1 protein-coding gene and 1 pseudogene are annotated in these 526 nt (G+C 61.2%); both read left to right on the top strand.

Annotated features, from left to right (window positions below):
- Positions 1-90: 90 nt before the first annotated feature.
- Positions 91-255 (top strand): annotated as a pseudogene (locus MXAZACID_RS20550) (helix-turn-helix domain-containing protein); the annotation flags it as partial.
- Positions 256-288: 33 nt separating this feature from the next.
- Positions 289-526, top strand: a 238-nt coding sequence (locus MXAZACID_RS20285) for a hypothetical protein (protein WP_371137087.1), incomplete at its 3' end; no start/stop codon positions are given.

The following is a 526-nucleotide window of genomic DNA, read 5'->3' as shown; positions in this document are numbered from 1 at the left end:
TCTCTTTCCTCTCACTTGAATCGTTTTTGGGATTCCGGCGCGGGCTGATTTCTGATTCAAGCTGACTGCTGGGTTGGAGGTCAGCTTGGAATGGGTCGGCATTATTCGAACGATCTAAGGGAACGAGTGGCGGCGGCGGTTTTATCTGGCCGTTCGTGCCGTGAGGTTGCGGCGCTGTTTTCTGTAAGTCCGGCAAGTGCGGTGAAGTGGTCGCAGCGGCTGCGGGAGACGGGTAGTGCTGCGGCCAAACCGCAAGGCCGGCGGCCGCCTCGGGCTTTGGCGCCGCATTTGAGCTGGATACTGGCCCGGCTGGACGAGAAGCCGGATTTGACGATGCGCGCCTTGGCGCTGGAACTTGGCGCGCGCGGCGTTGCCACAAGTGAGGTTTCGGTGTGGCGCCTGGTGCGTGACGCCCGGCTCAGTTTCAAAAAAAAACGCTGTTCGCCGCCGAGCAAGATCGTCCCGACGTGGCGCGCAAACGCCGGTTCTGGAAGAAGCATCAGGCAAAACTGGCGCCTGAGCGGCT

The organism is Acidocella sp. MX-AZ02, assembly GCF_000306035.1.
Classification (GTDB): Bacteria; Pseudomonadota; Alphaproteobacteria; order Acetobacterales; family Acetobacteraceae; genus Acidocella; species Acidocella facilis.
Note: the sequence above shows the minus strand (reverse complement) of the source record. Positions and strands in the feature narration are given on the sequence as shown.